The organism is Allgaiera indica (assembly GCF_900106675.1).
In the GTDB taxonomy this organism is placed as follows: domain Bacteria; phylum Pseudomonadota; class Alphaproteobacteria; order Rhodobacterales; family Rhodobacteraceae; genus Acidimangrovimonas; species Acidimangrovimonas indica.
Genome location: NZ_FNOB01000014.1, coordinates 1 through 20226 on the forward strand (window position 1 = coordinate 1; position 20226 = coordinate 20226).

Below are 20226 nucleotides of genomic sequence, written 5' to 3' on the forward strand. Positions count from 1 at the left end.
GTGTCGCAACACGATACGATAGATGTCCGAAGGTCTTCCTCTCAGCCATCGCCCTTGCCGCAACTGTCATCTATTGGCTATGAGTCCTCACCCTAGCTACGTGCACAGAGCGCACAATTGTTGAAAAATATACTCCGAGTCCTGCGGAAGCCGAATTTGATGTCTTGACGGCTGGGCGTGGAACGATTCAGCTATGCCTATGATCCGCCCTGGGTTTCTTTCCTCAGCAGACCGCCTCGAGCTTGAGGCTTGCGTGCGTCGCCAGCGCGAGGACCACGGTATTGCCCGCCGGGCAAATGCGATCCTGCTGCTGGACGACGGCAAATCCTGCCAAGAGATTTCGGATTTTCTGTATCTGGACGACGATACCATCCGGGGCTGGCATAAAACCTACCTGCAAGATGGTTGGGATGCGCTTGCCTTCGACGGCTGGAAAGGCGGTCAATCCCGTATGACGCAGGCACAGGAGGCTGCGTTGTGCGCTTGGATGGAAGCGCGCTTCTGTCGCTCGACGGTCGAGATCAGGGCCCATGTCGCAGCTGAGTGCGGTCTGAACTATTCCCATTCTGGCTGCATCAAACTTCTGGCCCGACTGGGCTTTGAATACCGCAAGCCCAAGCCCCTGCCGCGCGTGGCATCAGCGGAAAAGCAGGCCGCTTTCATCGCATTCTACGAGCGCCTGATGCGTGAGTTGCCAGCAGATGAAGCCGTCTACTTCGCCGATGCGGTGCATCCGGAATACCAGACCAAGCCTGCATTTGGCTGGGTGAAGGTGGGATCAAATCCAGCGGTTCTCAGCACAGCAGGGCGCGGTCGTGTGAACATTCATGGAGCTGTAAACCTCGAAACCTTCGATGCACCCTTTGTCGAGCCCACCACCGTTGATGGGGTCAGTGCTGTGCAGCTTCTGACCAAGATCGAAGCGCGCAACCCTGACAAGCGCATCATTCATGTCATCTGGGACAACGCTGCCTACCACAAAGGGCCCGATGTCAGAGCCTTCCTCGCCAGGACAGCTTGCCGTATCCATCTGATCCAGCTGCCGCCCTACTGCCCTCATCTCAACCCGATTGAGCGGCTTTGGGCCGTCTTGCATCAATACGTTACCCACAATCGCTACTACCCAAGTCAGAAGCAGTTCGCCGACGCCATCCTTGCATTCATGCGTGAAACCATCCCGCAGGAATGGCGAAAATTCCGCGACAAGGTGTCAGACAACTTCCGCGTCATCACCCACGAGAACTTTCGGGTTTTGAAGTAAAGGCGGTATATGTTATAAAATCCTCTAATTAACGCTATTGGCTGTAGGTGTGTTCCCTTCCTCTGCCTCCCTTGATCGATATTGCGGGAAGCCGAGGGGAGAGCCGCGAATGTTGTCCTTCCCATCGTGCCCACCGTGGGCAGGCGGCTTGGACCCGCGGTCCGGCGCGCACGACCGCGACTGGCTGCGCGGCAGTTCGGCAGCGGAAGCGGTCACGTCCTTGTCAGGGAACCTTTGAGCGAGCGTGCCGGTTCTCCAACCGGCAGCTCACAATGGGATCCATGGATCTGCAAGGAGAGATGATGAAGAAGCCGGTCCGCAGTCAGGCAGACGGGGAGAAGCCTTACGCGACTGGTTTCCTGCCGGAACGCAACGGATATCTTCCGATCGGCGATTACGCGATCATAGGAGATACGCGGACTGCGGCACTTGTGGCGCGGGACGGGTCGATCGACTGGTTCTGTGGTCCCGATTTCGACGATGACACGCTGTTTTGCCGGCTAGCCGACCAGTACAGGGGGGGATATTTCCAGATCGCGCTGGCGGCGCGCGACGGAGGCGCGGCGACGACCGAGCGCCGCTACGACCCGGAGGCACCGATCCTGACCACGGCCCACCGTTCGCGCGATGCCGAGGTCGAGGTGACGGATTTCATGATCCTTCCCCGCGACCTTGCGCAGGCGGCAAGTTTCGGGCGCACCATTGTTCGTCTGATCGATGGGAAGGAGGGCAGCGCGCTGATGCGGATCAGCCTTGGCCCGCGGCTTCAATACGGGGCCGAACTTCCCAAGTTCGAACGTGACGGAGCGGGCCGCTGGTGGTTTCGCCACGACGGAGACATCGTGGTGATCGACGGAAGTGTGGAACTGGCGAACACACGGCGCGGTTTCCTTGAGGCAGAGGTGATGGTTGCGGAGAATGAGCACCATTATGTCACCCTGTCGGTGACTCAGGGCGGCGAGGGCTATGTGACGAGCCTTGCGGAGGCGCGTCAGAGCCTTGGGCGGACCCGCGCGACCTGGGCAGAGCGCGGATTTGCCGACAGTTACGAGGGGCCCTTTGCCGCGCAGATGAAGACCAGCCTGATGGTCCTGTCGCTGCTGGTCCATGCCCCTACGGGGGCGGTGATCGCATCCCCGACGATGGGCCTGCCCGAAGTTATTGGTGGCACCCGGAACTACGACTATCGTTATTGCTGGCTGCGGGATTCCTATTTTGTCCTAAACGCTTTCCTCGACCAGGGTCTCACCGAGGAAGCCGGCGCCTTCTTTCGCTGGCTGATGGCTGCCAGCCGCACCTCCGCGCCATATCTCGAGACGCTTTACACGGTGCATCGCGACAGCAAGATCGGTCTGCGGAATCTGCGGACGCTTGAGGGCTACAAAGCATCCGCGCCGGTTCAGCTTGGCAATGGCGCGTCGACGCAGCTTCAGCTAGACGCGTATGGTTCCATACTGATGACAGCGTTCTCTTACGTTCAGAAGGGCGGCCACCTGCATCCGGGTGAGGCCGTGCGCGTGGTCCGTTTCGGCGAAGTGGTGATGGACCAGTGGACGCTGCCCGACAACGGCATCTGGGAAATGCCGGATCCGAGGCGTCACCACACCTATTCCAAAGCGATGTGTTGGGCTGCGCTCGACAGCCTGGTGAAGCTGGCCGAACTCGGCGCTGTCTCGGAAGATGTGGACCGCTTTCGGCAGGAACGTGATGAGATCCGGGATGTCGTGCTGCGCGAAGCCTGGCATGATGAAATCGGCGCCTTCGCGGGGGCGCTTGGGTCGGACTGGCTGGATGCCAGCGTCCTTCTACTGCCGCGTATCGGCATCATCGAGGCCGACGACCCCCGGATGGTCGCGACCTATGACAGGATTCGCGAGCGGCTTGGGAACGGCGCCCATCTGCGGCGCTATGCCGATGGCGTAGATGGCCTTGAGGGGCGCGAGGCCACCTTCAACGTCTGCGGGTTCTGGGCGGCCGATTACCTTGCACGCGCCGGGCGGCTTGAAGAGGCCGAAGCGCAGATCGAGGCGATGCTGGCGGCGGCCAACGACCTGGGGCTGATGTCCGAGGAATATGATCCCGACGCAGGCCTTCAGCTTGGAAATTTCCCGCAGGGTCTTTCGCATGCGGGCATGATCGCGGCGATCTCCGCGCTGGCGGAAGCCTCCGGCGAGGCGCGCTTCCCGAAAAAGGGGTAGCGGTGGTCGAGCGCGGATTCGACGCGGCCGGGGAATTGGAGGGCTGGGAAATGGGGGGCCGCGCCAAAGCGGCCAGCCCTTCAGCCGCGCCGCGGGCCAGTGATGGCGAAGGTTCCCAACGCCACGATCGCCGCCATGGCCAACGCCGCGCCGCCGAACAGGCGCGAGCCTCCGTGTTCGCTTGTCCAGATCGCGGCCGAGCTTTCCTCTGCCTCGTCGCCGAACCGGCCCTCGGCCGCCCAATCGCCTTCGACGGTCTTGAACAGGTTGTCGGGGCGATCGGGATCGTCGGCTTCGTCGGTCTGTTGACCCGAGTAGCCAGTTCTCGCAAGGAGGGCGTCGCCGGCCGCGGGCGAGATCTTTTCCGACATGATGGCCTTCACGGACGAAAAGCCGAGCCAGTATTCGCGTTTCGGATGGAACGCCGCGTGATAGATGCCGTCGGCGATGAGTTCGGGGTCGAATACCGGGGCAACGGGCCGGGGCCGGTTGGGCATTTTGTTGCGCGCCCAGTCGAATTGCGGCGTATTGACCGCCGGCAGGTGGCACACCGTGATCTTCACGTTTGATTTATCATGGAGGAGTTCTGTTCGCAGGCTGTCGGTAAACCCCACGATTGCCGCCTTGGCGGCGCAATAGGCCGATTGCAGCGGCACCGCACGATAGGCAAGCGCCGAACCAGTCTGGACGATTGTCCCGCGCCCGCGACGATTGAAGCGCTTGAGCGCCGAGAGCGTTCCATTCACCGTGCCCAGATAGGTCACCTCCGTCACCCGGCGGTATTCTTCGGGCGTCATCTTCGCGACCGGTGAGATCACCGTCACCATAGCGACGTTGATCCATATGTCGATCGGGCCGAATGCCTTCTCGGCTTCGTCGGCGGCATGGTCGAGCGCGTCGGCATCGGCGACGTCGAGCGGCATGATCAGCGCATTCCCTCCGGCCTTGCGGACTTCCTCTGCCGCTGCCTTTAGCCGGGTCTCGTTCCGGGCGATCAACGTAAGGTTGTTGCCGGTCTCGGCAAAGCGGCGGACCACCGCGCGACCGACGCCGGCCGATGCACCTGTGATTACGATGTTGGTCATGGAAAACTCCTTTGCTTGTTCGCTCCGCGTTCAAAAGACATGGCGGGCTTTCGTTCTTCGGCTTCGAATATGTTCGTGCGGCCCGAACGAGGCGCTCGTGCTGACCGATTTCAAAGGTTACCGCGCGACGCGATGATGCGATCGGCGATCCGGGCGGAATTGGCCAGGATCGTCATGGCCGGATTGACCCCCCCCGCGGTCGGCATCAGTGAGCCGTCGCAGATCCAGAGATTGTCGACATCCCAGCATCGGCCCATGTCATCGGTGACAGAGGTTTCCGGGTCGTCGCCCATCGCGCAGCCACCCATGAGATGCGCCGTGCTCGATGTCTCCAGAAGGTTCTGTCCTCCGGCCGCTGTCAGCATCTTCGACATGAAATCAAGCGAATGTCTCTGCAACCGCTTGTCGTTTTCGCAAAACGAGAACGTGACCCTGGGGCGCGGCAGGCCAAGATCGTCCAGCTCGTCCGACAACATGACCCGATTGTCGGGGGAGGGCATCGTCTCGCCGACGATTTTCAGCCCCGCCATGCGATTGTAGTCACCCATAGCCTTGAGCAGGTCATCTCCGAAGAGGCCACTGGCCGAGGTCAGGGTGCCAGCGAAATCGCCAGGCAGGGGACCTTGACTCATGAAGGAATAGCCACCGTCGAAATCCTTGCTCGGATCGTCGTCGGCATAGTTCCAATGTTCGCAGGTCGCCATCGAGGGCGGTCCCTTGTACCAACGTATTTCTTCGTCGAACTTGGCCCAGACGGCGTGGTTGGAGTGAACCATCAGGTTGCGCCCGACCAGGCCGTTCGAATTGGCAAGCCCTTGCGAATGCCGGGCGGTGTCGGAGTTCAGCATCAGACGCGGCGTCTCGATCGAATAACCCGCGAGCACGACGTTGCGCGCCTTCTGATGCATCCAAGCCCCGCCGCGGTGGTAGGAAACGCCGGTTGCCCGCCCGTCACTGGCAGTCTCGACCCGGCCGACCATCGCAAGATCACGCACCTCCGCCCCGGCGCGGATGGCGCGCGGGACATAAGTGATAAGCATGCTTTGCTTGGCATTGACGGAACAGCCGATCTTGCACATGCCTCGATAGGCGCAGGGGGGGGACTTGCCGCGCGGCGCCGACACCGTGCAAAGCGGTGTCGGCGTCCAGCCGACCCCCAGGGCCTCGGCCCCGCGCGCCAGCACGAGGCCGGCTTCGTTTACCTCGTGTGCGCGATAGGGATAGCGGCCCCGCGGTGGCCCCCACGGGTATCGGATCGGCCCTGAAATCTTCAACGCCGCCTCGACCTCGGCGTAGTATTTCCACATCTCGCGCCAGTCGACCGGCCAATCCTTCCCGTATCCAAGCTTCGTGCGGGCCTTGAACCATTCCGGACGAAAGCGCAGCGACACCATCTGGAAATGCACGCTGCTACCGCCCACGGCCTGTCCCGAGTTGTTCGCGCCGAACTCGATCGGATCGTCGCCGTCGGAGATCCGCGGATCCAGCCAGTAAAGCTTTTCCTGTTCGTATTCGTCCGAGGCGAAATCGGATAGCGGGCGGAAGAAGGGCCCTGCCTCGAACAGCACCACGGACATGCCGGCCTCGGCCAGTTTCGCTGCCAGCACAGAGCCGCCACAGCCGGCACCCACGATCACGAAATCGACTTCGTCCTCTGTCCTGAACTCGCGCATGGGGACATAGCCCCTAGAAGAGAAGACGTCCGGCGCCCGGCCATCGACTGCGCGTGGCTCGGTTTCGGCCTCGGGCGCATGTTGTCCGATGGGGCGGGTCATTTCCGCTCCTCCTTCCAGTTTCCGAAAGGCGCTTCCCAGGGGTCGATGCCGCTGGCGGTCAGCCGCACATAGCCCCGCGGCGCGGCGGGTCCGCCATAACCGATCTCGCTCATGGCGGCGGGCTGAGAATAGTAGAACTGGACGATCTGCTTGAGCGCGATTGCGCGGAAGAACTTGCCTGCCGGCATGTCGTGCCAGGCTTGGCGTGCCCGCAGCTTGTCCGCGTCAATGGCCTTCAGCAGACGGCCCCGATCGGTTGACGGCAAGTCGGAAAAGCCCTTGCCGTCATGGGTGGCCTGCGCTTCCGCATCGATCGCATCCAGCCCTAGCGGCCAGGCTTCGCGGTCGGGCGGCATGACCGCGAACCGTGTCCCCGTACCGCGGTTTTCGTGCAGGGCGGCGTCGATCCAGGGAGCGATTTCCACAGGCCGGGCGCGGCGTTGGGGTATGACGGTGGCGCAGAGCGCCTGGAGTGTGGAGTACCGCTCCTCGGACAGAAAGCGTCGCGGCGGCGGGACGCGCCGAAGTCGCAACACGTTGCGAGTGGCATCGTCGAAGGAAGGCGAGGCCCATTTGTCCAGTATGTCGTAGCCCGGATAGGGCGTGCGGAATGGACCTGTCATCGCGCACGGCCCCCTTCGCGGTCTTCGGCCACGTCGAGCAGGTCGAGCGCCGCGCGTCCCGATTTCCCAAGCCCCGCAAAGCTGATCGGCGCAGGCATTGGTGGACCCGCCAATGTCGTCTGGCGCCAGTTCTTCCAGCCACCGGAATTACGCGCGACGCCGAGCGCGTGGAACGCCGTACCGATATAGCCAAGCGCCTCAACCGCACGCAGCAGAAGCTTCAGCGGACCCCGGCGGCGCTTGCGCGGCGACAGCGACTCGGCCAGAAGGCCGACCGCGGCGACGGGCGGAAGTGTTGCCGGAAGATACATCGCCGGATCGTGGTAGGCTCCGCGGAAATGCAACAAGGCAACCTCGGCCGTTTCGGCCAGCATTGCCGTTGCCGTCAGCGCGGCAAGCTGGCGGCCGTGGCGCCGCTCGCGCCCGGAGGACCGTGCCATCTGATGTGTCACCATCCCGATCAGCCCGCTCATGATAAGCGCCCCGGGCGCGCCAAGCGGCGCGGCGTAAAACAGGTTGTTCCACGAAATGCCCCCCGGCCGTCGCAGGACATTTCCCAGATGGAACCCCATGCCCATGAGGCCGGTCGTGAAGGATGCAATATGGACCCCCTCGAGCGCCCGGCCAGCCGCGTTTTGGCGCGGCTCTGCCATTGCAGCCGCCATCGAGGCCGCGCCGGCGAGCGGGGCAATATACATTTCATCACGCCGGAAGTCGCCGCGCAGATGCTCTAGCGCGCTGTCCAGAAGCACGCTGCTGCCCATGATCGCCGCGCCGTCGCGGCTTAGGCGCAGTGCTTCGCGCTTGGCCGGCGCGCGCTTTGCAAGGCCGCGTGGATGGGGGTCGGGGCGGCGTGCGGCCAGCCCGGCGGCAATGAAACTCAGCGCAGCCGTGGCAGCCACCAGTCCGATTCCAGAGCCGGCAACCGGCCGCCCGGTGCGTTTCGTCAGCAGATCGGAAATATTGCTGTCTTTCATCACCCGTACCTCCCGCGTGGTGTTTCGGATAGCTCCATCGACGTTGCGGACCCGCTGAAAGGTGAAACACCGAACCGCGCCGCCGGTTTCATTCCGCTACGTTGCAATGACGCGATGAAGTGTTGACCGGTTCGGGTGCCGATCCCGGGGAACCGTTTCAGCCCGAGAGTGTTGAGCGGGCGGAGCGAGGAAGGAGACCATGAAGCATGGAGCCGATAGGACATCGCCGATGGGCAATCGCCGACGGATATCTGCCCGCCTGGAGCCACGGCCCCGAACCCGAGATGGTCAGCCATGAATCCGTGAACATCCTCAACGCGGGTCCGACGGATGCGCGGGTGGAACTCATGCTCTACTTCGAGGATCGCCCGCCGGCCGGCCCGTATCGTTTGACCGTCCCCGCGATGCGTACCGTTCATCAGCGCATCAATGATCTCGATCCGCCGGTGCCGACGAACTTGGGATATGCCTGCGTGATAACCGCGGATGTGCCCGTGGTCGTGCAACATACCAGGCTCGATTCCCGGCAGGCGGAGAACGCGCTGTTCAGCACACTCGCCGCGCCCGGCTGAGACGCCGCGCCCGGAGCCATACCCCGGATGGACGGCGCGCTCAGCCGACACGGTAGCGCTCTGCCACATCGGGCCGTACCGTGATGCCAAGTCCCGGCAAGCCATTGTCGCGCAGTTTTCCGCCGCGAGGAACCGGGGCGCCATCGAACAGCATGTCCTCGATTCTGACATGATCGTGAAACCATTCGAGATGCACTGCGGGCAGCGCAGCGAGGCAGACATGAAGATGCAGCGCCGGGGCACAATGAGCCGAGAGGGGCGTCTGGTGCGCGGCCGACAACGCAGCCACCCCCATGAAGCCGGTGATCCCCGCGCAGCGCGTCGCGTCCGCCTGAAGCACGTCGACGGCGCCGGCCTCTAACATGCGCCGGAAATACATGATGTCGTAGCCGTATTCGCCTGCGGTGATCTGCATCCCGGCCGGACCGCGATCGCGCAGAAGTCGAAGACCGGACAGATCGTCGGACGATACCGGCTCTTCGTTCCATGCGACGCTGAACTCGGCTGCCCGCTCTGCCAACATCAGCGCCTCCTTTCGGTTTTGGGCGCCGTTGGCATCCATGAACAGGGCGACATCCGATCCGATCGCCTGTCGCGCGACACCCAAGCGGTGGGGGTCTCTTTCCGGCGCGCGGCCGACCTTGATCTTCACCATACCGAAACCCGCGCTTGCCCAACCGCCGAGCTGCTCGGTCATCTGATGATCGTCGTAGGAGGTGAAGCCGCCGGAACCATAGGCAGGGATCTCTTCGCGCGCCCTTCCCAGCAAGGCCGCCACCGGCTGATCCAGAAGCTTGCCTTTCAGATCCCAAAGCGCATTGTCAATCGCCGCGATCGCCATGGCGATCGCGGCCCCGCGACCATTGTTGCGCATAGCTTCGACCATTTTCAGCCACAGGGCGGCGATGTCCATCGGATCGCCGCCCTCGATCAGCGGGGCAAGCGAATCCCGCACGATCGCGGCGATCGCGGACATACCGTAGGTATAGCCGATGCCGGTTTTCTCGCCGGCCGAAATCTCGACCAGAACCATCGTGGTCGAATCCCATTTCAGCGTGCCATCAGATTCCGGCGCATCGGTCGGAAATGTCAGGACCGTCGTTTCGATCGTCTCGATCTTGGGTGCAGAAGAGCTTCCCATTTCAACGGTCCACGACCCGTTTGATCGTTTGCTTGATAATGCCGGCCGTTTCGGTATCGCCGTGCAGCATGGCGTTCATGAAGGATTTCGCCTGGTCCATGGTGATGTGCGGTGGAAGGGTGGGCACGTCCGGGTCAACCACGGCATGTATCACCGTGGGACGATCGGCCGAGAAGGCGCGTTCCCATGCTGGGCCGATGTCATCGGCCTTCTCGACGCGGATACCGTTCAGGCCGAGAATTTCGGCATAGGCGGCCATGTCCACATCCGGCACATCCTGGGTTTTGGCAACGCGCGGCGAGTTTGCCATGGCGCGCAGTTCCCATGTCACCTGGTTGAGGTCCTGGTTCGCAAGCACACAGACCACGAGGCGCGGATCGGACCACTCGCGCCAGTATTTGGCGACCGTGATCAGATCCGTTATGCCGAGCATCTGCATCGCGCCGTCGCCGACGAAGGCCACCGCCGTGCGGTCGGGGTAGCAGAATTTCGCGGCCACCGCGTATGGAACGCCCGGGCACATTGTTGCCAGCGTTCCCGAAAGGGATGCCTTCATACCCTTGCGTATCTTGATCGCCCGTGCGAGCCAGTTCGCCGAACTGCCGGAATCGGCGCTCAGGATCGCACGATCGGGCAGACGCGAAGACGCCTCCCAAAACAGGCGTTCGGGGTTGATCGGATCAGCGCTTTCGCGAGAGCGTTTCTCAACGCCGTCCCACCATTCTTGCACGTTCTTCTCGATCTTGTCGCGCCAGTCCCGATCCGTCTTTTGCTTGAGGTGCGGCAGCAGCGCCTCGATCGTGTCCGCCGCGTCTCCTGCAAGGTTCACGTCCATCGGGTACCGGATCGACATCATCGTCGGGTCGAGGTCGATCTGAACCGCCTTGACGTCGCCCTCTTGTGGCAGGAATTCGGAATAGGGAAAGCGCGAGCCGATCATCAGCAGCGTATCGCAATTTCGCATCATCCAGTCCGTCGCCTTGGTGCCGAGCAACCCGATCGAACCCGTCACATAGGGCAGATCATCGGGCATGGCGGCCTTCCCAAGCAGCGCTTTGGCGACCCCCGTTCCCAAGGTATCGGCTAACCGCGCTACCTGATCGGCGGCACCGGCGGCCCCCGCGCCGATGAGGATCGCGACTCTTTCGCCGGCATTGAGAATATCGGCGGCGGCGGTGATGTCCTTCTCGGCGGGCAGCAGGCGCGGGGTCTGATAGCCCACGCCGCTGTGGACTGTGCCATGAGCGTGGGGCGGGGTCTCTACCGCCGGGCTCTCTTGGACATCGTTCGGCGCGATCACACAGGTCACGCTGCGCCGAGCCTGCGCGATGCGGATCGCTCTGTCGATCAGGTGCCGTGCCTGACCCGGCGCCATCATCGTCTGGACGTATTCCCCGGCGACATCCTTGAAGAGAGATTGCAGGTCGACTTCCTGCTGGTAATTGCCGCCAAGCGCGTTTCGACTCTGTTGTCCAACAATCGCGACAACGGGCTGATGGTCGAGCTTCGCGTCGTACAGACCGTTGAGCAAATGTATCGCGCCCGGTCCCGAGGTCGCGAGGCAGCAACCGACCTCGCCGGTCCATTTCGCGTGAGCCGCTGCCATGAAGGCCGCGCTTTCCTCATGCCGGGTCTGGACGAACTCGATCTCGTCGTCACGTCCAAGCGCTGCCACAAGTCCGCTTATCCCGTCGCCAGGGAACCCATAAATCCGGGTGATTCCCCACTGCTTGAGGCGGGTCAGCATGAAATCCGCTACTGTTTCGGACATGGAAAGCTCCTCCGTGGGCTAGTTCGCAGTCGGGGAGAAGCGCGGAAACAAAACCAAAGTTCCTGCAACATTGTGCAATATAATGTGACAATCCGGTCGAGCGCGCCGTTCCCGTCCATTGGCCGGACCGAAATGGACGGTCGATCAAGTCCGGGCCTTCGCCCGCGGCCCACTCCAACAGACCGCGACGGAGCTACGCATCGTATTGCTTGTTCTTCTAGCTGCCTTCACGGTTTGGCCAACCATGAAGCCGCTGGGGCACAGCGATAGAGCTTTCTCGCGCCGCAGGGACCGGTGGCCTGCGTGCAGATGGATTGCTTCTGAATCGTGATCGTCATGGGCTAACTACGCGATCGCAACCACCGGTTCTTCGGTGAAGCTGCCTGTCATGACCGCAATAGCAGTCGCTGGGTCGCTGCTTGGGATTAGACACCATATCGTGGGGACAGGAACGGCCGAGTGGATCGCGCCGGAAATACTTGCCGGCCAGATGGTTGCCCATGGATCCTGACCTTGATGAGAGAGCCGCCCTTAGTTCTGATCGGAAACGATGGGCGTTCTCCTACGATAAATGCCGTCTCGGCCGGGAACTGTCAAAGCCACGGTGCATCGCCATAGCTGAAATGCTTTGCTGTCCGGCCAGCGGCTGATCTAGGTCTGGTCCCCAAACGCGGGTGAGGGCGTGCTGCCGCCCCGGGGAGGAGCGCCACGACTGAGCCCAACAGGGGATAGGGCGACCGCCCAGATCGCGCGGGGCCGTACCACGATGGTGCGGGTGGTGAAGGTGACCCGCGGCGACGGCAAGCTTGCCGCGATGGTGACCCTGGCCCAGTTTGTGATCAACTGGACAGGCGCACCGGACGACGCGAAAGAAAGCCAAGGCGCGGGCCGCGGGGCGCCTGCCGTTCGCAAGGTGCTGAGCCTTGGCTCAGGCTCCGGCGTCGCGCCCGTAAAGCAGGCCTGACAGCGCGCCCGCGGTCTGGTGCAGGTCGCGGGCGAGCGCCTGCAATTCGCCCTCGTCAAGCTGCCCGGCGATGGCGATGCCGGACAGGCCCAGCCGCGCCGTGCCCTCGGTATCGCGCACTGCGGATGCGGCGATGTCGACGCCTTGGAACAGGTTGCCGCGGTCCAGCGCAAAACCGTCGGAGCGCGCCCGCGCCACGTCGGCGGAGTATTCGGCGAAGCTTGGTGTCTTTTGCCAGCGAAGCGCGTCGAAGGCGCGGCGAAGCTCGGCCTCGGACAGGTCGCGGGTGGCCGCCACGCAGCGCCCGATGGCGCCGACGAAGGCCGGAAGCCGCGCGCCGAGCGACATGTCGACCCGCACCACCCGGCCCTCGACCACTCGGTCGACCAGAACGATGCGGTCGAACGACGTCACCTTCCACAGCCCGATCAGCGCACGGTGGGTCTGCGACAGCCGTTCCAGCCGCGGCCGGATCAGATCGGTCTGGCTGGTCCCCAGAAGCGGCACCGAGAATTCCAGTAGGCCGAGGGCGGGCCGGTATTCCTTTGATTCCTGGTCGAAAGAGACAAGACCCTCCTTGGCCAGCGTGCGCAGGATGTTGAAGCTTGTCGACACGTTCAGCCCGCAGTCGCGCGCGATCCGCGCCACCCCCGCGGGGCCGTGGTGATGGGTGAGAAAGCGAAGGATCGCCACGGCGTTCTCGACCGCGCCCACATACTTCGTCGAACCGCGCCCGCCGTCGGTGCCACCTTTGCCTCCGGTCGTGGCGCGGCCATGCGTATCATGTCCGGTTCCGTCCTCGGCGTGGATGCCCCCTGCAAGAGCTTGTGGCTTTTCCATGCCTTCCCCCCCTTTGCGCGCCACCGTAGGGGCGCCGTCCTTCCCGCTTGATGCATTGCTTCCGGGGGGCCTACCCCCATGATGCCGGGCATGTCAATTTTCTCTTTGAAGAATGGTATTCGCAATATAGAAAAATAAGGGGCGCTGACTCGCGTCGGACAAGGGAGGGATCAATGTTGAAAGCGACACGGACCGCGGCATTGGCCGCGGCGGCATTCTGCGCGGTTGCCGGACTTGCCGGCGGAGTGCAGGCGAAGGACATCGAGATCGGCGCGGAGTTCCCGCTGAGCGGGTCGAACGCCATCTATGGCGACGTGTTCAAGTCGGGCACGGAACTCGCGGTGGCACATATCAACGCCGATCACATGCTGAAGGCGCCGCTGAAGATCCTCTACGAGGACAGCCAAGCATTGCCGCAGCCCGCCGTGGTCGCCATGACCAAGCTGGTCGAGGTCAACAAGGTGCCCTATGTGCTTTCGGCCTTCACCGGCGTGTCCAAGGCGATCTCGACCCTTGGCCAGCGCAGCCAGACGGTGGTGGTGAACGGCGGCGGCGTCGGACCGGATCTTGCCAAGCTCGGGCCCTATTTCTGGAACGTCATTCCGCTGGCGAACCTCGAGGTCCGCGCGATGGTGCCCTATCTCGCCAAGCATGACATGAAGAAGGTCGCGCTGATCTATGTCGACGACCCGCTGGGCCAGGCGATCCTGGACGAGCTGAAGGCGAACCTGCCCAAGGCCGGCGGCAAGCTGGTGGCCGAGATGTCGGTTCCGACCAGTGCGCAGAGCTTTTCTGGCGTCGCGGCGCAGGTCCGGGCCTCGGGCGCGGACGCGGTTTACATTGCGTCCTATGGCGCGCAGCAGATCCAGATTGCGAAGCAGCTTCGTGACAACGGCGTCAAGGTGCAGCTTGCGTCCTATTCGGGGTTCTCGACCCCGGACGCGCTGAAGCTGCCGGAGGCGAACGGGTTGCTCTACACCACGCAGGCCGTGAACTACAAAGCCGATGACGCGGTGACCAAGCGGTTCCTGGCGGATTACGAGAAGGCGCACGACGGCAAGAAGCCGAGCGCCTACGTCGTGAACTATTACAATGCCGTGCTGCTGTTCGGCATCCTCGGCCACAAGCTGGAGGAAGCCGGCAAGCCGATCACCGGGGCGAACCTGCTGGCCGAGCGCAAGGCTACCAAGAGCTTCGACCTGGTCGGCGGCAAGGTCTCGTTTCAGGAGAACGGCACGCTGCTGGCGCCGATCCAGGTGAACAAGATTGTCGATGGGGCCGGACAGCCCCAGGAAACCGTCGACATCCACTGACGGGCAGTGCGATGCTTTGGCTTCAACTTACCCTCACCGGGCTTCAGACCGGCGCGCTTTACGCGCTGACGGCGGTCGGCTTCTCGCTGATCTTCGGGGCGACGCGGGTCTTCCACTTTGCCCACGGGGCGGCCTTCGTGCTGGCCGCCTACGTCTTCTACTGGGTCGATACGGCGGGGCTGGGGATGATCCCGGGCATCGTGCTGGCGGCGCTGGCGGCCATGGCCTTCGGCGTCGCCATGGACCGGTTGGTCTACGCGCCGATCCAGCGCCACGAGGGGTCTTTCTTTACCGTCTTCGTGGCCTCCTTCGGCGTGGGCATCGCGGTGCAGAACATCGTGGGCATGGTCTTCGGGCGCGGCTTCGTCACCATGAACTCGACACTGAGCCGATCGCGCGAGATCGTGGACGGGGTCTATGTCGCACCGCTGGCCTGGATCGCGATCGCCTGCGCGGCGGTGTTTTTCGCGCTGCTGCAGTTCTTCCTGCGCCGCACGCACACCGGCATGGCGCTGCGCGCGCTGGCGGATTCGCCCGAACTCATCCGGGTCTACGGCCTCGATCCACGCAGGCTTAGCTCCTACGCATTCGCCCTCGGGTCGGTGCTGGTAGTGCCGGGGGCGGTGATCACCGCCTTGGGCTCGGGGCTGAACCCGGCGCTCGGGCACCACGTCATGCTGATCTCTCTGGCAGCGACCATTGTCGGCGGAATCGGGTCGATCGGCGGGGCGCTGGTCGCGGGTTTCGTGCTGGGGCTGGCCGAGAACCTGGCGCTGATCTTCTTCCAGAGCCAATGGACCGAGGCGGTGACCTTCGCGATCCTGTTCCTGGTGATCCTGCTGCGTCCCTCGGGTCTTTTCGGCCGCGCGGCGGCACATTGAGGGGGATGCGCGGATGGAAGCCTATCTTCTGAACCTCGGCGTACTGGTGTCGATCTATGCGATCCTCGCGGTGACGCTGAACTTCATCATGGGCTATGCCGGGATCTTTTCGCTGGCCCATGCGGTTTTCTTCGGCGTCGGCGCATATGTTGGCGCGCAGGTGGGGATGCATTTCTCCGCCTCGCTCATCGTGACGATCCCGGCGGCCATGGCCGTTTCGGCAGTCCTGTCGTTGATGCTGGCGCTGCCCGCGCTGCGGGTGCGCGGCGAATATTTCGTGGCGGCGTCGCTGGGCCTGCAGATGCTGGCGGTAACGGTGTTCTCGGAATGGAAGGGGATGACCGGCGGCATCGGCGGGTTGATCGGCATCCCTGCGGTGCGGATGTTCGGCGAGGACATCTACCGCCCGGCGGCATTTTTTCCGCTGGCGGCGGGGGCGGCGATCTTGGTGCTGATCGTGACCCGCCTGCTGGTCCGATCAAGCCTCGGGCGGTCGCTGACCGCGATCCGCGACAGCGAAAGCGCGGCCGAGAGCTTCGGCAAGAACGTGGCGCTGATCAAGACGATCTCGGTGGTGGTCTCGGCGGCGCTGGCCGCGGTGGCCGGGGTTCTTTACGCCAATTACCTGAGCTTCATCAACGTCGAGAGCTTCACGCTGGACACCTCGGTGCTGGTGATGGCGATGGTGATCATCGGCGGCACAGGCACCGCGCTGGGGCCGATCGTGGGCGCGGCGCTGCTGCTGCTGCTGCCGGGAATGCTGAGCTATCTGTGGTTCCTGCCCCAGACCCAGATCGGCGCGATCCAGCAGATCATCTACGGCCTCGGCATGGCGGTGCTGATGATCTTCCGCCCCGGCGGATTGGTCGGGCGGTCGGGTGCCCGCCGCAGGACCCGCAAGGCGGGAGGTGGGAAATGACCGCGCAGGCGTTGGCCAGCCTCTCGGAAGAGGTGCTTCTGGAAATCCGCGGGTTGGAAAAGAGCTTTGGCGGGGTGAAGGCGGTCTCGGACGTGTCGATGGACCTGCGGGCGGGGATCGTGACCACGCTGGTGGGGCCAAACGGCGCGGGCAAGACCACGCTCTTCAACCTGATCACCGGCCACCTGACGCACTCGGGGGGCTCCGTCCGCTGGCTGGGGCGCGACATCGGCGGAATGAAGCCCTATCGCATTGCCCGGCTGGGCATCGCGCGGACCTTCCAGGACCTGAGGCTGTTCAAGGACATGACGGTCGAGGAGAACATCCTGACCGTGATGGAGCCCGGCGCGCTGCCGTTCTCTTTCACCGGGCCCTCGGCACGGGAGAAGCGCGAGAGGGTCGCGCGGGTGATGGAGCGCACGGGGCTGGCCGACAAGGCCCGCACCCGGGCGGTGGATCTGGCCTATGCAGAGCGCAAGTTCCTGTCGCTGGCGCGGATAATGGCGGCGAAGGCGCGGCTGTGGCTTCTGGACGAGCCCGCCTCCGGGCTCGACCCCAACAGCTATGCCACCTTCCTGCGGCTTCTGCGCGAGGAAGTGGCGGCGGGCGTTACCGTCTGCATCATCGAACACAACCTCGATATCGTCGTCGGCAGCTCGGACCGGATCGCCTTTCTCGACCGGGGGCGTCTGCTGGCCGACGGCGACCCGAAGACGGTGTTGGAGGATCCGGAACTGACCAAGATCTATTTCGGAGACCGGGTATGAGCGCCATCCTGGAAGCGCGCAACCTGACCACCGGCTACGGCGGGGCGACGGTGCTGGAAAACCTGTCCATCGCGCTGAACGAGGGCGAGGTGCTGTGCCTGATCGGGCATAACGGCGCGGGCAAGTCGACCCTGATGAAGACGCTCTTCGGCCTGCATCCGGCGGGCTCGGGCGAGGTGATGCTGCGCGGCGAAAAGGTCACCGGGGCCACGCCCAAGGCGCTGGCGAAGCAAGGGATGGCGATGGTGCCCGAGGGGCGGGGAATCTTTCCGAACCTGACGGTGGACGAAATCTTCGAGATGGGGATGTGGGCGGTGGGCGTGCCCGAGAGCGCGCGCGCGGCGCGTCGCGACTGGGTGCTGAAGGTGCTGCCGGTCATCGCCGAGTTCCGCCACCGCCGGGCGGGCACGCTGTCGGGCGGGCAGGCGCAGATGGTGTCGATCGGTCGCGCGCTTCTTGGCCGGCCCAGGATCCTGTTGCTCGACGAGCCCTCTATCGGGTTGGCGCCCAAGCTCTTTCAGGATCTTCTCGCCCCGATCCGGGCGCTGCAGCAGCACGAGGGCCTGTCGATCCTGTTGGTCGAACAGAACGTTCGGGAGGCGCTCAAGATCTCCGACCGCGTCGAGGTCATGAAGTCCGGAAGGATGATCTGGGAAGGAATGCCGGAAGAGCTTTCCGACAACAAGAAGCTCATGGAGCTTTATTGATGCAACGAACGCCAAGACTTGATGACATCCTCGCCGCGGGGCGCGCTCGGCCGGGGCCGCTGTTCGTGACCGACGCGGGCGAGGCGATCGACGCTGCGGGTTTTGACGCGCTGGTCGCCGGGGCCGTCCGTTTCCTGAAGGGGCTGGGGGTGGGGCCGGGGGACCGCATCGCGCTCTGGCACGTCAATCGCGTCGACTGGCTTGCGCTGTTCTTCGCCTGTGCGCGTGTCGGGGCTGCGGTGGCGGTGGCGAACACCCGCTACCGCAGCGCCGAGCTGGCGCATATCCTTCGGGCCTCGGGCGCGCGGATGCTGATCCTCGCACCGGCCTTTGGCAAGATCGAGTTCCTGCGCATCCTAGAGGGCCTGGATGGCGCCGACCTACCGGAGCTTGCGCAGATCGCGCTGCTGGACGAGGCGGCGCCATCCGCCACGCTGATCGGCCGCCCGGTGCTGACGGCCCGGATTGCGCCAGGGATGCGCGAGGGGCGGGATGGAAGCAGCGACCCCGAGGCGCCGCTGGTGTTCTTCACCACGTCGGGCACCACCTCGGCGCCGAAGCTGGTGACCCATTGCCAGCGCACGCTGGCGTTTCACGCATTGGCGTCGGCCGCGGCCTATGGCTTTGACGCGCCGGGGGCGGGGTTCGTGGCCACCATGCCCTATTGCGGCGTCTTCGGCCTGAATGCCCAACTTGGCGCGATCGCCGGCGGCGCGCCCAGCCACATCATGCCGATGTTCGACGCCGAGCGAACCGCTGCACTGATCCGCAACCATGGCCTGACCCATCTCGTCGGCTCGGACGAGATGTTCCGCCGCCTGATGGAGATCGATCCGAACGTCCTCGACGCAACCACCTGCTGCGGTTTCGCGAGCTTCACACCCGGTCTGGGCCCGGTGATGGAGGCCGCCGCCGCCCGTGGCGTGCCGCTGCGCGGGGTCTACGGCTCGTCCGAAGTCTGCGCGCTGTTCTCGGTGCAGGATGCGGGGATCGCGCCAGAGGAGCAGGTGAAAGGCGGTGGCCGTCCGGCCTCGGCCCGGTCCGAGGTTCGGGTTCGCGATACGGAAACCGGCGCGTTGTTGCCGCATGGCAGCCCGGGGGCGCTGGAATTCCGCGCGCCGAACCAGTTCCTCGGCTATTTCCGTAACCCGGAGGAGACGGCGAAGGCGGTTGATTCGGAAGGATTCTTCCACTCTGGCGACATGGGATACACGCGGTCCGACGGCAGCTTCGTCTACCTCGCGCGGATGGGCGACGCGATCCGGCTGTCGGGCTTCCTGACCGACCCGGCCGAGATCGAGGAGGTGCTGAAGTCCGCGCCGGGGGTCCGCGACGCGCAGGTGGTGGCGGTGGTCCGCGACGGGCAGAACCGGCCGGTAGCCTTCGTCATCGCCGACGGCCCCTTCGACGAAGCCGCGGTCATCACCGACGCGGCGGCCAAGCTTGCCGCGTTCAAGGTGCCGCTCCGGGTCTGGCCGGTCGAGCGCTTTCCGACGACCGACAGCGCCAACGGGCTGAAGATCCAGCGCGCCAGGCTGCGCACCATGGCCGAGGAACAGCTGAAGGAAGACGACGCATGAGCCACCATCCGAGCGCGATGTATTACGAGGATTTCAGCCCTGGGCAGAGTTTTCTCACCGCAGGCCGGACGATCACCGAAACCGACCTGCAGATGTTCTCTATGCTCACCGGGGACTGGAACGCGATCCATTGCGACGCCGATTTCGCCGCCACCACCCGCTACGGCCAACGGCTGGTTCACGGCAGCTTCGGCATCGGCCTTGCCATCGGCCTGATGCACGGCATCGGCATCTTCGAGGGCACGGCGGTGGCGATGCTGGGTATTTCGGACTGGACGTTCGAAAAGCCGATTCTGCTGGGCATGACCCTGCGCCTGCGCCTGACGGTGATCGAGGTGGAGCCGGGGCGTACCGGTCGCACTGGCCGTGTCGGCCGCCAGTTCGAGTTGATCGACAGCGCGGGCGAGGTGATCCAGCGAGGTCGCAGCGACGTGTTGGTCTCGACCCGCGCGGGTCGCGGCGCCGACAACGAGAGGGAGACGAGCGCATGATCGACGATCCCGCGAAACTGGGGCCGCAACAGGCCTTCGAGGCCTATCTTGCGAAGGGCCGCTTCATGTTGCTGAAATCGCGCGCGACCGGGGAACATGTCTTCTATCCCAAGGTGATGGCGCCTTCCGGCGCGACCGATCTCGACTGGGTCGAGGCGCGGGGTACGGGCACCATCTATGCGATCACCGTGAATCGCAAACGCGAAGGCTGCTACAACATCGCGCTGGTGGATCTGGACGAGGGGGTACGGATGATGGCCACCGTCGCGGGCGTCGAGACAGTGCCGATCGGCACCCGCGTCCGCGCCCGGATCGAGGCGGGCGAGACCCCGCGCATCGTCTTCAACCCCATCGAGTAGGG

18 protein-coding genes and 2 pseudogenes are annotated in these 20226 nt (G+C 64.2%); 13 read left to right on the forward strand and 7 right to left on the reverse strand.

The annotated features are described in order from the left end of the window. From BLV97_RS20790 to BLV97_RS13190, 3 genes and pseudogenes are all read left to right on the forward strand, one after another. Positions 1 to 83, forward strand: a pseudogene (locus tag BLV97_RS20790) (IS5/IS1182 family transposase); the annotation flags it as partial. 110 nt (positions 84 to 193) lie between these two features. After that, positions 194 to 1261: an IS630 family transposase gene (locus tag BLV97_RS13185; protein WP_244521026.1), complete on the forward strand. Its 1068-nt coding sequence runs from the start codon at positions 194 to 196 to the stop codon at positions 1259 to 1261. Between the two features lie 302 nt (positions 1262 to 1563). Then, the gene (locus BLV97_RS13190) at positions 1564 to 3459 is read left to right on the forward strand and encodes a glycoside hydrolase family 15 protein (RefSeq protein ID WP_176992656.1); all 1896 of its coding nucleotides are present in this window, start codon (positions 1564 to 1566) and stop codon (positions 3457 to 3459) included. Between the two features lie 80 nt (positions 3460 to 3539). On the opposite strand, the pseudogene BLV97_RS13195 reads toward BLV97_RS13190, so the two are convergent. From BLV97_RS13195 to BLV97_RS13210, 4 genes and pseudogenes are all read right to left on the reverse strand, one after another. Next, positions 3540 to 4547 (reverse strand): annotated as a pseudogene (locus BLV97_RS13195) (SDR family oxidoreductase); the annotation flags it as partial. A 107-nt stretch (positions 4548 to 4654) separates the two neighbouring features. Beyond that, entirely contained in the window at positions 4655 to 6319 is a 1665-nt protein-coding gene (locus tag BLV97_RS13200; RefSeq protein ID WP_035846901.1) for a GMC family oxidoreductase, read from the reverse strand. Continuing rightward, positions 6316 to 6942, reverse strand: coding sequence for a gluconate 2-dehydrogenase subunit 3 family protein (locus BLV97_RS13205; RefSeq protein ID WP_035846903.1), 627 nt, complete (start codon positions 6940 to 6942; stop codon positions 6316 to 6318). The genes BLV97_RS13200 and BLV97_RS13205 overlap by 4 nt, the downstream gene beginning before the upstream one ends. Continuing rightward, positions 6939 to 7919 (reverse strand): hypothetical protein, encoded by a 981-nt coding sequence (locus tag BLV97_RS13210; RefSeq protein ID WP_051646343.1) that lies wholly within the window; start codon positions 7917 to 7919, stop codon positions 6939 to 6941. Before BLV97_RS13210 ends, BLV97_RS13205 begins: the two co-directional genes overlap by 4 nt. Positions 7920 to 8125: 206 nt before the next feature. Between BLV97_RS13210 and BLV97_RS13215 the strand changes: the two genes are divergently transcribed. Beyond that, positions 8126 to 8491, forward strand: coding sequence for a sensory rhodopsin transducer (locus tag BLV97_RS13215; protein WP_035846905.1), 366 nt, complete (start codon positions 8126 to 8128; stop codon positions 8489 to 8491). Between the two features lie 40 nt (positions 8492 to 8531). On the opposite strand, the gene BLV97_RS13220 is transcribed toward BLV97_RS13215, so the two are convergent. Continuing rightward, entirely contained in the window at positions 8532 to 9632 is a 1101-nt protein-coding gene (locus BLV97_RS13220; protein ID WP_035846908.1) for an enolase C-terminal domain-like protein, read from the reverse strand. Position 9633: 1 nt separating this feature from the next. After that, the gene (locus BLV97_RS13225) at positions 9634 to 11403 is read right to left on the reverse strand and encodes a thiamine pyrophosphate-requiring protein (RefSeq protein ID WP_035846911.1); all 1770 of its coding nucleotides are present in this window, start codon (positions 11401 to 11403) and stop codon (positions 9634 to 9636) included. 775 nt (positions 11404 to 12178) lie between these two features. Here BLV97_RS13225 and BLV97_RS13230 point away from each other — a divergent pair. Further along, a complete protein-coding gene (locus BLV97_RS13230) occupies positions 12179 to 12367 on the forward strand; it encodes a hypothetical protein (RefSeq protein WP_143037536.1) in 189 nt (62 codons plus the stop codon). Here BLV97_RS13230 and BLV97_RS13235 read toward each other — a convergent pair. Continuing rightward, positions 12332 to 13207, reverse strand: coding sequence for an IclR family transcriptional regulator (locus BLV97_RS13235; RefSeq protein ID WP_051646344.1), 876 nt, complete (start codon positions 13205 to 13207; stop codon positions 12332 to 12334). The two genes, BLV97_RS13230 and BLV97_RS13235, sit on opposite strands and share 36 nt — an antisense overlap. Before the next feature lie 173 nt (positions 13208 to 13380). Here BLV97_RS13235 and BLV97_RS13240 point away from each other — a divergent pair, with 173 nt between their 5' ends. Genes BLV97_RS13240 through BLV97_RS13275 form a run of 8 tightly spaced genes read left to right on the forward strand, consistent with a single transcriptional unit; the run spans position 13381 to position 20224 of the window. After that, positions 13381 to 14520 (forward strand): ABC transporter substrate-binding protein, encoded by a 1140-nt coding sequence (locus tag BLV97_RS13240; protein WP_035846917.1) that lies wholly within the window; start codon positions 13381 to 13383, stop codon positions 14518 to 14520. An 11-nt stretch (positions 14521 to 14531) separates the two neighbouring features. Then, positions 14532 to 15401, forward strand: a complete 870-nt coding sequence (locus BLV97_RS13245) for a branched-chain amino acid ABC transporter permease (RefSeq protein WP_035846919.1) — start codon at positions 14532 to 14534, stop codon at positions 15399 to 15401. 13 nt (positions 15402 to 15414) lie between these two features. Continuing rightward, positions 15415 to 16320: a branched-chain amino acid ABC transporter permease gene (locus tag BLV97_RS13250; RefSeq protein ID WP_035846921.1), complete on the forward strand. Its 906-nt coding sequence runs from the start codon at positions 15415 to 15417 to the stop codon at positions 16318 to 16320. Beyond that, positions 16317 to 17087, forward strand: a complete 771-nt coding sequence (locus BLV97_RS13255; RefSeq protein WP_035846923.1) for an ABC transporter ATP-binding protein — start codon at positions 16317 to 16319, stop codon at positions 17085 to 17087. The genes BLV97_RS13250 and BLV97_RS13255 overlap by 4 nt, the downstream gene beginning before the upstream one ends. Continuing rightward, entirely contained in the window at positions 17084 to 17794 is a 711-nt protein-coding gene (locus tag BLV97_RS13260; RefSeq protein ID WP_092164097.1) for an ABC transporter ATP-binding protein, read from the forward strand. The genes BLV97_RS13255 and BLV97_RS13260 overlap by 4 nt, the downstream gene beginning before the upstream one ends. Next, on the forward strand, positions 17794 to 19374 hold the full coding sequence (locus BLV97_RS13265) for an AMP-binding protein (protein ID WP_035846936.1): 1581 nt from the start codon (positions 17794 to 17796) through the stop codon (positions 19372 to 19374). Before BLV97_RS13260 ends, BLV97_RS13265 begins: the two co-directional genes overlap by 1 nt. Then, positions 19371 to 19865 carry a MaoC/PaaZ C-terminal domain-containing protein gene (locus BLV97_RS13270; protein WP_035846939.1) on the forward strand — a complete coding sequence of 165 codons (495 nt, stop codon included), beginning with the start codon at positions 19371 to 19373 and terminating at the stop codon, positions 19863 to 19865. Before BLV97_RS13265 ends, BLV97_RS13270 begins: the two co-directional genes overlap by 4 nt. Then, on the forward strand, positions 19862 to 20224 hold the full coding sequence (locus BLV97_RS13275; protein ID WP_035846941.1) for a Zn-ribbon domain-containing OB-fold protein: 363 nt from the start codon (positions 19862 to 19864) through the stop codon (positions 20222 to 20224). Before BLV97_RS13270 ends, BLV97_RS13275 begins: the two co-directional genes overlap by 4 nt. The last annotated feature ends 2 nt before the right edge of the window (positions 20225 to 20226 follow it).

What these genes read in the sequence shown, in the direction of transcription:
- BLV97_RS13185 (WP_244521026.1), top strand. Translation starts at nt 194, where the DNA reads ATGCCTATGATCCGCCCTGGGTTTCTTTCCTCAGCAGACCGCCTCGAG.
- BLV97_RS13190 (WP_176992656.1), top strand. Translation starts at nt 1,564, where the DNA reads ATGAAGAAGCCGGTCCGCAGTCAGGCAGACGGGGAGAAGCCTTACGCG.
- BLV97_RS13200 (WP_035846901.1), bottom strand. Translation starts at nt 6,319, where the DNA reads ATGACCCGCCCCATCGGACAACATGCGCCCGAGGCCGAAACCGAGCCA.
- BLV97_RS13205 (WP_035846903.1), bottom strand. Translation starts at nt 6,942, where the DNA reads ATGACAGGTCCATTCCGCACGCCCTATCCGGGCTACGACATACTGGAC.
- BLV97_RS13210 (WP_051646343.1), bottom strand. Translation starts at nt 7,919, where the DNA reads ATGAAAGACAGCAATATTTCCGATCTGCTGACGAAACGCACCGGGCGG.
- BLV97_RS13215 (WP_035846905.1), top strand. Translation starts at nt 8,126, where the DNA reads ATGGAGCCGATAGGACATCGCCGATGGGCAATCGCCGACGGATATCTG.
- BLV97_RS13220 (WP_035846908.1), bottom strand. Translation starts at nt 9,632, where the DNA reads ATGGGAAGCTCTTCTGCACCCAAGATCGAGACGATCGAAACGACGGTC.
- BLV97_RS13225 (WP_035846911.1), bottom strand. Translation starts at nt 11,403, where the DNA reads ATGTCCGAAACAGTAGCGGATTTCATGCTGACCCGCCTCAAGCAGTGG.
- BLV97_RS13235 (WP_051646344.1), bottom strand. Translation starts at nt 13,207, where the DNA reads ATGGAAAAGCCACAAGCTCTTGCAGGGGGCATCCACGCCGAGGACGGA.
- BLV97_RS13240 (WP_035846917.1), top strand. Translation starts at nt 13,381, where the DNA reads ATGTTGAAAGCGACACGGACCGCGGCATTGGCCGCGGCGGCATTCTGC.
- BLV97_RS13245 (WP_035846919.1), top strand. Translation starts at nt 14,532, where the DNA reads ATGCTTTGGCTTCAACTTACCCTCACCGGGCTTCAGACCGGCGCGCTT.
- BLV97_RS13250 (WP_035846921.1), top strand. Translation starts at nt 15,415, where the DNA reads ATGGAAGCCTATCTTCTGAACCTCGGCGTACTGGTGTCGATCTATGCG.
- BLV97_RS13255 (WP_035846923.1), top strand. Translation starts at nt 16,317, where the DNA reads ATGACCGCGCAGGCGTTGGCCAGCCTCTCGGAAGAGGTGCTTCTGGAA.
- BLV97_RS13260 (WP_092164097.1), top strand. Translation starts at nt 17,084, where the DNA reads ATGAGCGCCATCCTGGAAGCGCGCAACCTGACCACCGGCTACGGCGGG.
- BLV97_RS13265 (WP_035846936.1), top strand. Translation starts at nt 17,794, where the DNA reads ATGCAACGAACGCCAAGACTTGATGACATCCTCGCCGCGGGGCGCGCT.
- BLV97_RS13270 (WP_035846939.1), top strand. Translation starts at nt 19,371, where the DNA reads ATGAGCCACCATCCGAGCGCGATGTATTACGAGGATTTCAGCCCTGGG.
- BLV97_RS13275 (WP_035846941.1), top strand. Translation starts at nt 19,862, where the DNA reads ATGATCGACGATCCCGCGAAACTGGGGCCGCAACAGGCCTTCGAGGCC.